Here is an 11124-nt window from a genome sequence, read left to right as displayed (position 1 = left end):
GTTTGGGCGCCGATTGTAGAGAGGCCGATGGAACGCAGCAAACAAAAAAGGCCCCGACACGTCGGGGCCTTTTCGAGAGCGTTTGAGCCGCTGATGACCTCAGCGGTCTCATGAACCACTCAGTGTTGCAGTGCCGGTTTTTGCGTTCCGCTGATCGGGATACGCTTGGCTTTCGCTTCTTCCGGTACCACCCGCAGCAGGTCGATGCTCAACAGACCGTTGCTCAGGCCGGCCGCCTTGACCTCGATATGGTCCGCCAGGCGGAACGACAGCTTGAACGCACGCTGGGCAATGCCTTGGTGCAGGAAGGTCACGCCTTCATTCGCATCGCGCTTGCCACCACTGACGGTCAACACGCCTTTCTCGACTTGCAGCTCCAGGTCTTCTTCCTGGAAACCGGCGGCGGCTACGACAATGCGGTACTGGTCGTCACCGTGTTTTTCAACGTTGTAAGGCGGGTAAGTGCTGCCCGGTTCGTTGCGCAAAGCGGTTTCGAACAGGTCGTTGAAACGATCGAAGCCCACCGAAGAACGGAACAGAGGTGCGAGGGAAAATGCAGTGCTCATGAATAAATCTCCTGAAATGTCAGCAAGGTTTTTTGTCTCCGCGACCCGAATTCGGCATCGCGTAATCCTTAGATAAGGATCGCCAAGTGCATTTCAAGAGATTATTTTCTGTTTTTTTAAAAAAGGTTTCAGGCCGCCTCAGCCACCTGCAGCCCCAGCAAACGCGAAACCTGATCCAGTTCGGTCTCCCGACGCAGGACCGTGAACAGTTCCACCGCTTCGGGATAATTGCGGGTCAGCATTGCCAGCCACTGCTTCAAGCGACCCGGCGATTGGCGGGGCGTCATCTGCACCTTGGCTTGCAGCCAGAACGCCTGAATCAGCGGCAACAGTTCGGCCCAAGTCATCTCGACCACGTCTTCACCGGCACGCGCCGCTGCGATCTGCCGCGCCAGGTCCGGGCGCGAGACGAGGCCGCGGCCGAGCATGATGTCCTCGACACCGCTGATCTCGCGGCAACGGCGCCAGTCTTCGACGCTCCAGATATCGCCGTTGGCGAACACCGGCACCTTGACCACTTCCTGCACCCGCGGGATCCATTCCCAATGCGCCGGCGGCTTGTAGCCATCGGTCTTGGTTCGCGCATGTACCACGATGTGTTCCGCGCCGCCTTCGGCCAACGCCGTGGCGCACACCAGCGCGCCGTCAGGGCTGTCGAAGCCCAAGCGCATCTTGGCTGTCACCGGGATGTGCGCCGGCACTGCACGGCGTACGTGCTCGACGATCTGGTTGAGCAGTTCCGGCTCTTTGAGCAGCACCGCACCGCCACGGGACTTGTTGACGGTCTTGGCCGGGCAGCCGAAGTTCAGGTCGATAACCTGCGACCCCAACTCGCAGGCCAGCGCAGCGTTCTCCGCCAGGCACACCGGGTCGGAACCCAACAGTTGCACACGCAACGGCACGCCGGCAGCGGTCTTGGCACCGGTCAGCAACTCTGGCGCGAACTTGTGGAAATAGGCAGGCGTGAGCAGTTGGTCGTTGATCCGGATGAACTCGGTCACGCACCAATCGATACCGCCAACACGGGTCAACACGTCCCGCAGGATGTCGTCGACCAACCCCTCCATGGGCGCCAAAGCAATTTGCATGAAAAACACTCAACGAAAAACGTGCGGCAGTTTACTGGATTCTCTGCCGAAAGACTTGCGCATACCTTTGTGGCGAGGGAGCTTGCTCCCGCTGGAGCTCGAAGCGCCCCCCCCTGCAATGGAGCGTGCTGCGCACTCTAACGGGAGCAAGCTCCCTCGCCACAGGATAGGTCAGGTCAGGACTTGCAACGCCTGGCCGTAGCCTTCGATGAACTCTGCCGGCATGCGCCGAGGCTTGCCGCTGGACAGCTCGATGCAGACAAACGTGGTTTGTGCCCGCAGCAGCGTGGTGTTATCGCGGGGGCGGACGAGCTGGAAGTGCCGGGTCATTTTCAGGCGCTGATCCCAGTCAACGATCCAGGTCGCCAACTGCAACTCATCGTCTTCATAAGCCGCCGCCAGGTAATCGATCTCGTGGCGCACCACGGCCATCGCCCGGTCCAGCCGTCGATACTCGGTCAGGTCCAGCCCCAGGCGCTGCGAATGGCGCCAGGCACACCGTTCGAGCCAGGTGACGTACACCGCGTTATTGGCGTGCCCCAGCCCATCGATGTCCTCGGCGGCCACTTGCAGGTCAATGATAAATGGCGTTGCCCGATCCCAGCCCATGTCCCACTCCCGGTCAGATTATTCGACCGGGGCAGTGTAACGGATGATCAGGCGGATTGGCGCGCCTGCAGACTGCGACCCGCCAGCAGCGCGAGCACGCCTTCGATCAGCCGCGGGTCCGCCAGCACACGCTGGTGACCGCCCTCCTCCAGCCGCAACAAACGGCTGTCGAACCAGGCGTCGTGGATCAGCTGCGACTCCTTGACCGGGACAAAGTTGTCATCCTCGGCGTGGACGATCAGCCCTGGCATGTCCAACTGATAGTGCGCCACGTCGAGCTTCGACGCCTGGATACCGACATCCTGCTCGATCTGCCGGATGAACGCCGACCGTGCCCTGGGCGGCATGCGCACGTGATGGGCAAACCCGCGCAACACCCCGAGAATTCGCGCCGGCGCCGCGATGCTCACCAGCGTTTCAGTGCGCAAGCCCAACTGAATGGCAAGCATCGCACTGGCGCCGCCCATGGAGTGACCAATGACCGCTTGCAGTGGCGGCAGCTCGGCGGCCGCCTCAAGCATGGCGCGGGCGAAGAGCACCACATTGGCCTCGCGCCCCGGGGAACGACCGTGAGCCGGACCGTCGAGGGAAACAACGGTGTAACCCGCTTCCACCAACGCCGTGATCAGGCTGGCGAACTGCGTGGGCCGACCTTCCCAGCCGTGCATCAGCAACACCGTCGGCCCCTGCCCCCAGCGCAGCGCCGAGAGGCCGAAGCGCAAAGTGATCCGCTCGGCGCTCGCCAACAGCGGCAACTCCCAATCCCGTGGCGGCAACTCGCGCGGCGTCATGAATGCCAGCCGCATCTTGCTCGCGATCAGACGCGGCGCAAACCAGCCCAGGGTGCCATTAACGCCACGAACCCAGCTCAACGTGTTCATCGCTCATCTCCAAAGGCTAACGCTTCAGGTCACAAGACCGCCGACTTGGCGGCACGCAGCAATCGATCCGACAACTCACCGGCACCCAGCGCACGCGCCAGGGCCAAACCACCGACCATCAACGCCATGTCAGCCAGCGCCTTGTCGATGTCTTCGGGGCTGCTGGCCAGTTGCGCGACCATCAGCTCCACATGCTCATTCAGCGCCTGCCGGAAATCGTCCGGCAAACGGCCCAGTTCACCGACCGATGCCGGGATCGGACAGGCGTGCTCAGTGGAATCACGGTGCTTGCGCGACAGGTAGAAGGCCGCGACCAATGCCCGGCGCTCCTCGCCCGTCAGCCCCGCGTCCATATCGGCGATCAAGGCCCGACGCTGGCCAAGCAACTGCGTGAAAACCTCCAGCATCATCGCGTCCTTGCTGTCGAAGTGAGCGTAAAAGCCGCCAACGGTCAGGCCGGCCGCGCCCATCACTTCGCCCACGCTCGGCTCGGCCGGGCCACGCTGGATCAGCGCAGCGCTGGCGGCCTGGAGAATGCGTTCGCGGGTTTGAGCTTTTTTATCGTTCATCGTTGCCTCCGAATATTACGATTGAAATATTATTCTCGTAATAAAAAATTGCAAGCCGTTAATTCGACCATTGGTCAGAAGAGCCGTGTTGAGAGAATAAGAGGATTGGCCAAACGCCAGACAAACAAAAGGGCCATTCAATAATTGAATGACCCTTATAAATCCCGCAGAGCGGGTAATCGTGGCGTCCCCTAGGGGACTCGAACCCCTGTTACCGCCGTGAAAGGGCGGTGTCCTAGGCCACTAGACGAAGGGGACACAAACCCTTCTATACAACTGACCAGTGCTGAGTACTGATCGATTCAAGGCCGGTGTGGCCAGACCTTGAACTGTAAAATTGGTGGAGCTAGACGGGATCGAACCGTCGACCTCTTGCATGCCATGCAAGCGCTCTCCCAGCTGAGCTATAGCCCCGGATTTTTCGCCTCGCGGCGGAGCGACGTTTTGCAACATCACTTCTGTAAAACTGGCGTCCCCTAGGGGACTCGAACCCCTGTTACCGCCGTGAAAGGGCGGTGTCCTAGGCCACTAGACGAAGGGGACGCAAACCCTTCTATACAACTGATCAACGCTGAGTGTTGATCGCTTCAAGGCCGGTGTGGCCAGACCTTGAACTGTAAAATTGGTGGAGCTAGACGGGATCGAACCGTCGACCTCTTGCATGCCATGCAAGCGCTCTCCCAGCTGAGCTATAGCCCCTCATCGCTGAGGACGGGGCGAATCTTAAGGGCGTATCGAAAGTCTGTCAAACTTATTTTTCAAAAATTTTAAAATTTTTTGCCGACATAACAATCACTTACCGCCCTCCCCCCGAAAATCCGGGGGCCTGACAGCCACTGTGCACCCAACGACAGGTGTGCACAGTGGCCATCAGTCCTTCATGCAGCGTCTCAGGCAATCGCGCCCAGGAGCTTTTCCCACTCTTTGTTTTCTTTCTTCGACACGCCGCCGAGCAGGTCGATGGCCTGGCGCAGACGGAAACGGGTCAGGTCCGGCCCGAGGATTTCCATCGCATCAAGCACCGAGACCGAACTCGCCTGCCCCGTGATCGCCGCGAACATCAACGGCATGGCGTCACGCAGCTTCAGCTCAAGGGATTCGACCACCGCTTGAATTGTCGCGGTGATGCTGTCCTTCTCCCACTGACGCAGGCTTTCGAGCTTCCACAGGATCAGTTGCATCAGTTGACGAACCTGATCGCCCGAGAGTTTCTTGGACTCGAACAGCTTGGCATCCGGGTTCACGCCACCGGCAAAGAAGAACCCGGCCAGCGGTGCGACCTGGCTGAAGGTTTCAACCCGACCCTGCACGTGCGGTGCGATCTTCATCATGTACTCAGGGTTCAGCGCCCAGGTCTGCAAGCGGCTGGCGAACTCTTCCACCGGCAGGTCACGCAGCCACTGGCCGTTGAGCCACGACAGTTTTTCGATGTCGAAAATCGGCCCGCCCAGGGACACACGCTTGAGGTCGAAGTTGTCGACCATTTCCTGCAACGAGAACTTCTCGCGCTCGTCCGGCATCGACCAGCCCATGCGGCCCAGGTAGTTGAGCATCGCTTCCGGCATGAAGCCCATGCGCTCGTAGAAGGTCACCGAGGTCGGGTTCTTGCGCTTGGACAGCTTGCTCTTGTCCGGGTTACGCAGCAGCGGCATGTAGCACAGTTCTGGTTGTTCCCAGCCGAAGTATTCGTAAAGCAGGATCAGCTTCGGCGCCGATGGCAGCCATTCTTCACCGCGCAGTACGTGAGTGATGCCCATCAGGTGATCGTCGACCACATTGGCGAGGAAGTACGTCGGCAGGCCGTCGGTCTTCATCAGCACTTGCATGTCCATGCGATCCCACGGGATCTCGACGTCGCCACGCAGCATGTCCGGCACCACGCAGACGCCTTCGGTCGGCACTTTCATGCGGATCACGTGCGGCTCGCCAGCGGCCAGGCGGCGCGCGACTTCTTCTTTGGAGAGCAACAGCGCCCGGCCGTCATAACGCGGGGTTTCGCCCTTGGCCATTTGCTCGGCGCGCATCTGGTCAAGCTCGTCGCTAGTGCAGAAGCACGGGAAGGCATGACCCAGGTCGACCAGTTGCTGGCAGTACTTCTGGTAGATATCGCCGCGCTCGCTCTGGCGATACGGACCGTGCGGGCCACCCACATCCGGGCCTTCGCTCCAGTTGATGCCCAACCAGCGCAGGGCATCGAAAATCTGCTGCTCGGACTCGCGGGTCGAACGCAATTGGTCGGTGTCTTCAATCCGCAGGATGAACTCACCGCCATGCTGCTTGGCAAAGCAATAGTTGAACAAAGCGATGTAAGCGGTGCCGACATGGGGATCGCCGGTAGGCGATGGCGCGATGCGAGTGCGGACGGTGGTCATGGCGTGTCTCGAAAAGAATATAAAAAGCGGAGATGAAACAAGGGGCGAATGGTAACAGGCGATACCCGCCCCACTCCAGTCAGCAGGGCATTTAAGCCAACGTTGGGGCTACAAACCGCTCTAATGCCGCTCGATAGCCGATTATCCGGAAGTGGCATTTACCGTTTGTCGGTCGTGTGCCAGATTTGCGCCCTGATATATCTCCTTACACTTTTCCGACTACAGTCTGCCCATGCCAGCCCAACTCAAGCATCGCCTGTTTACGTTCCTGTTTATCGTCCTGCTGATCGCCGGAGGGTTCTTTGCCCACTGGTTTTTCAAGGGACGTTTTTATGAGAGCACCGATAACGCCTACGTCCAGGGTGAAATCACCCGCGTCTCCAGCCAACTCGGCGCACGGATTGATGACGTTCTGGTGCAGGACAACCAGCACGTCGAAAAAGGCCAGCTGCTGATCAGGCTCGAAAGCGATGACTTCCACCTCGCCGTCGACCGCGCCAACGCCAGCCTCGCTACCCGCGAAGCCGAACGGCTGCAAGCCCAAAGCAAGCTGACCCAACAGGCCAGCCTGATTGCCGCCAGCGAAGCCCAGGTCGCCTCGAGCCAAGCCACCCTTGGCCGTTCGCAAATCGATTTGTCCCGCGCCGAAACCTTGCGCAAACCCGGTTACGTTTCGGAAGAACGGGTCACCACCCTCTCTGCCGACACCCACATTGCCCGCTCGCAAGTCGCCAAGGCCCAGGCCGACGCCCAGGCGCAACACCAGCAGGTCAACGCCCTGGCGGCTGAAATCAAACGCCTCGACGCGCAAATCGCCAATGCCCGCACCGACCTGGCCCAGGCCGAACTGAACCTGACCCGCAGCGAGATCCACGCCCCGATCAGCGGGCTGATCGGCCAACGCGCCGCCCGCAACGGCCAATACGTGCAAGCCGGCGCCTATCTGCTGTCGATCGTCCCGGACCAGGACATCTGGATTCAGGCCAACTTCAAGGAAACCCAGATCGGCCACATGCAACCCGGGCAGAAAGCCGAGTTGGTTTTCGATGCCTACGGCGACACGCCCATCGAGGCAAGGGTCGACAGCCTGTTCGCTGCCTCGGGCGCGCAATTCAGCCTGTTGCCTCCAGACAATGCCACCGGCAACTTCACCAAAGTCGTACAGCGGATTCCGGTGAAACTGACGTTTGCTGCCGACAATCCGCTGCACGGAAAGATCCGTCCCGGCATGTCGGTGACCGTCAAAGTCAACATCAAAGACCCTGTCGATGGCCGGTGATCAACTGCTCCGCCCGGTCGGCGAACCGACCCGGCGGGACTGGATTGCGGTCATGAGCGTCATGCTCGGTGCCTTCATGGCAGTGCTCGACATCCAGATCACCAACGCCTCGCTCAAGGACATTCAGGGCGCGCTGTCGGCAACCCTGGAAGAAGGCTCGTGGATTTCCACTTCCTACCTGGTCGCGGAAATCATCATGATCCCGCTCACCGCGTGGTTGGTGCAGTTGCTCTCGGCGCGCCGTTTGGCGGTGTGGGTTTCGCTGGGGTTTCTTGCCGCCTCCCTGCTCTGCTCCATGGCCTGGAGCCTGGAGAGCATGATCGTGTTCCGCGCCTTGCAGGGTTTTACCGGCGGCGCGCTGATCCCGCTGGCGTTCACCCTGACGCTGATCAAGCTCCCCGAACATCACCGCGCCAAGGGCATGGCGATGTTTGCGATGACCGCCACTTTCGCCCCGTCCATCGGCCCGACGCTCGGCGGTTGGCTGACGGAAAACTGGGGCTGGGAATACATCTTCTACATCAACATCCCGCCCGGACTGATCATGATCGCCGGCCTCATGTACGGCCTGGAGAAGAAGGAAGCCCACTGGGAGCTGCTGAAAAGCACCGACTACGCCGGCATTCTCACGCTCGGTGTTGGCCTGGGCTGTTTGCAGGTGTTTCTTGAGGAAGGTCATCGCAAGGACTGGCTGGAATCGAACCTGATCGTGACCTTGGGCAGCATTGCGCTGATCAGCCTGATCACCTTTGTCATCGTGCAGGTGTCCAGACCCAATCCGCTGATCAACCTCGGCATCCTGCGCAACCGCAACTTCGGGTTATCGAGCATTTCCAGCCTCGGCATGGGCGTCGGCTTGTACGGTTCGATTTACCTGCTGCCGCTGTACCTGGCGCAGATCCAGAACTACAACGCCTTGCAGATCGGCGAAGTGATCATGTGGATGGGCGTGCCGCAGCTGTTCCTGATTCCGCTGGTGCCCAAGCTGATGAAATTCGTCTCGCCCAAGTGGCTGTGCGCCCTGGGCTTTGCCCTGTTTGGCATGGCGAGTTTTTCTTCCGGGGTGCTCAACCCGGACTTTGCCGGGCCGCAGTTCAATCAGATCCAGCTCGTCCGGGCGCTGGGCCAACCGCTGATCATGGTGACCATCTCGTTGATCGCCACCGCCTACATCCTGCCCCAGGACGCGGGGTCGGCTTCAAGCCTGTTCAACATCCTGCGTAACCTCGGCGGCGCGATTGGTATCGCCCTCCTCGCCACGCTGCTGGATGCACGGACCAAGACCTACTTCGATTATTTGCGCGAGTCGATTGTGCCGAGCAACCCGCAGGTGGCCGAGCGTATGGCGTCAATGACGGACCGGTTTGGCAGCGAGACCGTCGCGCTGGGTAAACTCAGTGAGATCGCCCATCAACAGGCGTCGATCATGGCTTACAACGATGCGTTCCATGCTGTCGGGATTGCACTGGGGGTGAGCATGCTGGCGGTCTTGCTGACCAAGGCGCTGCCGGCAGGGTTGAAGGCCGGCGAGGCGCACTAACTGACTGTTGCGCTGTGACGACTGACCCCATCGCGAGCAAGCTCGCTCCCACAGTTGAGCGCATTGTCCTGACAGGTCCGGACCAATGTGGGAGCGAGCTTGCTCGCGAAGAGGCCCTGTCAGGCACTAAGGATCAAACAGTCAGCAACCGCTCGCGCAGCTTGCCGATCTCGTCGCGCATCTGCGCGGCAGCCTCGAACTCCAGGTCGCGGGCAAGTTGGTACATTTTCTCTTCCAGCAGACGAATGCGCTTGGTGATTTCGCTCGGCGAGCGCAGTTCGTTTTCGTACTTGGCGCTTTCTTCGGCAGCCTTGGCCATGCCTTTGCGCTTCTTGCTGCGCGAGCCCGGCACGACGGCGCCTTCCATGATGTCCGCGACGTCCTTGAACACGCCTTTGGGGGTGATGCCGTTGGCCAGGTTGAAGGCGATCTGTTTGTCGCGACGACGCTCGGTTTCGCCAATCGCCCGCTCCATCGAACCAGTGATCCGGTCCGCATAGAGAATCGCCCGGCCATTGAGGTTCCGCGCCGCACGACCGATGGTCTGGATCAGCGAGCGCTCAGAGCGCAGGAAGCCTTCCTTGTCGGCATCGAGAATCGCCACCAGCGACACTTCCGGCATGTCCAGGCCTTCACGCAGCAGGTTGATCCCCACCAGTACATCGAAGGTGCCCAGGCGCAAATCGCGGATAATCTCGACCCGCTCCACGGTGTCGATGTCCGAGTGCAGATAGCGTACGCGCACACCGTGATCGGCGAGGTAATCGGTCAAATCCTCGGACATGCGCTTGGTCAGCGTGGTGACCAGCACCCGCTCCTCCAGCGCCACACGCTTGGTGATTTCCGAGAGCAGGTCGTCGACCTGAGTCAACGCCGGGCGAATCTCGATTTGCGGGTCCACCAGGCCGGTCGGCCGCACCAGTTGCTCGACCACGCGACCGGCGTGTTCCGCCTCGTAATTGCCCGGCGTGGCCGAGACGAAAATCGTCTGCGGGCTGATGTTTTCGAACTCGTCGAAACGCATCGGCCGGTTATCCAGTGCGGACGGCAGGCGGAAACCGTATTCCACCAGCGTCTCTTTACGCGAGCGGTCGCCCTTATACATGGCGCCGACCTGCGGCACGCTGACGTGGGATTCATCGATCACCAGCAAGGCGTCGGCAGGCAAGTAATCAAACAGCGTGGGTGGCGCCTCGCCGGAGGCACGACCCGAGAGGTAGCGCGAGTAGTTCTCGATGCCGTTGCAGTAGCCCAGCTCGAGAATCATCTCCAGATCGAAGCGAGTGCGCTGTTCGAGACGCTGCGCTTCCACCAGTTTGTTGTTGGAGCGCAGGTAGTCCAGACGCTCCTGCAACTCGACCTTGATCCCTTCGATGGCGCCCAGCAGTGTTTCCCGCGGGGTTACGTAGTGGCTTTTCGGATAGAACGTGAAACGCGGCAGCTTGCGGATCACTTCGCCGGTCAACGGATCGAACGCCGACAGGCTCTCGACCTCGTCATCGAACAGTTCGATGCGGATCGCTTCGAAATCGGATTCTGCCGGGTGGATATCGATCACGTCGCCGCGCACCCGGAAGGTCGCGCGGGCAAAATCCATGTCGTTGCGGGTGTACTGCAAGTCGGCCAGACGGCGCAGCAAGGCACGCTGATCGAGCTTGTCGCCGCGATCCACGTGCAACACCATTTTCAAATAGGTTTCCGGACTGCCCAGGCCGTAAATGCACGACACCGTGGTGACGATGATCGCGTCCTTGCGTTCCAGCAATGCCTTGGTCGCCGACAGCCGCATCTGCTCGATGTGGTCGTTGATCGAGGCGTCTTTCTCGATGAAGGTGTCCGACGACGGCACATAGGCTTCGGGCTGATAGTAGTCGTAGTAGGAAACGAAGTACTCCACCGCGTTGTTCGGGAAGAACGCCTTGAACTCACCGTACAACTGCGCGGCCAGGGTCTTGTTCGGCGCCAGCACCAGGGTCGGCCGCTGAACCTGGGCGATCACGTTGGCAATGCTGAACGTCTTGCCTGAACCGGTCACACCCAGCAGCGTCTGGTGCGCCAGCCCGGCCTCGATGCCTTCGACCATCAAACGGATGGCTTCCGGCTGATCGCCGGCAGGTTCGAAGCGGGTGACAAGCTGAAATTCAGACATAACGTACCTCTGGGTTCACTCCTGCCCGGGCGATGCCTGACAGGAACGGTGAAGACCGCGAACGACGAATG

General features: G+C 60.4%; 9 protein-coding genes and 4 tRNA genes. 2 read left to right on the top strand and 11 right to left on the bottom strand.

Features of this window, described 5'->3' with window-relative positions; translation table 11 throughout:
* Positions 1–119: 119 nt before the first annotated feature.
* The 10 genes from AABM54_RS10115 to gltX all read right to left on the bottom strand — a co-directional run bounded on the left by AABM54_RS10115 (position 120) and on the right by gltX (position 6085).
* Entirely contained in the window at positions 120–566 is a 447-nt protein-coding gene (locus AABM54_RS10115) for an Hsp20 family protein (RefSeq protein ID WP_347905221.1), read from the bottom strand.
* A 128-nt stretch (positions 567–694) separates the two neighbouring features.
* Positions 695–1654 (bottom strand): tRNA-dihydrouridine synthase, encoded by a 960-nt coding sequence (locus AABM54_RS10110; protein WP_347905219.1) that lies wholly within the window; start codon positions 1652–1654, stop codon positions 695–697.
* Between the two features lie 171 nt (positions 1655–1825).
* Entirely contained in the window at positions 1826–2263 is a 438-nt protein-coding gene (locus AABM54_RS10105; RefSeq protein ID WP_347905217.1) for a thioesterase family protein, read from the bottom strand.
* Positions 2264–2310: 47 nt separating this feature from the next.
* Positions 2311–3144, bottom strand: a complete 834-nt coding sequence (locus AABM54_RS10100; protein WP_347905215.1) for an alpha/beta fold hydrolase — start codon at positions 3142–3144, stop codon at positions 2311–2313.
* A 29-nt stretch (positions 3145–3173) separates the two neighbouring features.
* Entirely contained in the window at positions 3174–3713 is a 540-nt protein-coding gene (locus AABM54_RS10095; RefSeq protein WP_347905213.1) for a TetR/AcrR family transcriptional regulator, read from the bottom strand.
* A 182-nt stretch (positions 3714–3895) separates the two neighbouring features.
* Positions 3896–3971, bottom strand: a tRNA-Glu gene (locus AABM54_RS10090).
* An 80-nt stretch (positions 3972–4051) separates the two neighbouring features.
* Positions 4052–4127 (bottom strand) — tRNA-Ala (locus AABM54_RS10085).
* 53 nt (positions 4128–4180) lie between these two features.
* A tRNA-Glu gene (locus AABM54_RS10080) sits at positions 4181–4256 on the bottom strand.
* Between the two features lie 80 nt (positions 4257–4336).
* Positions 4337–4412: transfer RNA gene (locus AABM54_RS10075), tRNA-Ala, on the bottom strand.
* Positions 4413–4603: 191 nt separating this feature from the next.
* Positions 4604–6085, bottom strand: a complete 1482-nt coding sequence (gene gltX / locus AABM54_RS10070) for a glutamate--tRNA ligase (protein ID WP_347905211.1) — start codon at positions 6083–6085, stop codon at positions 4604–4606.
* A gap of 232 nt (positions 6086–6317) precedes the next feature.
* Here gltX and AABM54_RS10065 point away from each other — a divergent pair, with 232 nt between their 5' ends.
* Together AABM54_RS10065 and AABM54_RS10060 are read left to right on the top strand one after the other, a co-directional pair.
* Positions 6318–7364 (top strand): HlyD family secretion protein, encoded by a 1047-nt coding sequence (locus tag AABM54_RS10065; RefSeq protein ID WP_347905209.1) that lies wholly within the window; start codon positions 6318–6320, stop codon positions 7362–7364.
* Complete coding sequence (locus tag AABM54_RS10060) at positions 7354–8904, top strand: MDR family MFS transporter (RefSeq protein ID WP_347905207.1); 1551 nt, start codon at positions 7354–7356, stop codon at positions 8902–8904. Before AABM54_RS10065 ends, AABM54_RS10060 begins: the two co-directional genes overlap by 11 nt.
* A gap of 133 nt (positions 8905–9037) precedes the next feature.
* Here AABM54_RS10060 and uvrB read toward each other — a convergent pair whose 3' ends face one another.
* On the bottom strand, positions 9038–11053 hold the full coding sequence (gene uvrB, locus AABM54_RS10055) for an excinuclease ABC subunit UvrB (protein ID WP_347905205.1): 2016 nt from the start codon (positions 11051–11053) through the stop codon (positions 9038–9040).
* Positions 11054–11124 lie beyond the last annotated feature (71 nt).

The sequence above is a fragment of the Pseudomonas purpurea genome (assembly GCF_039908635.1).
Classification (GTDB): Bacteria; Pseudomonadota; Gammaproteobacteria; order Pseudomonadales; family Pseudomonadaceae; genus Aquipseudomonas; species Aquipseudomonas purpurea.
The sequence above is the reverse complement of the archived record's forward strand: the minus strand, read 5'-3'. Positions and strand labels throughout refer to the sequence as shown.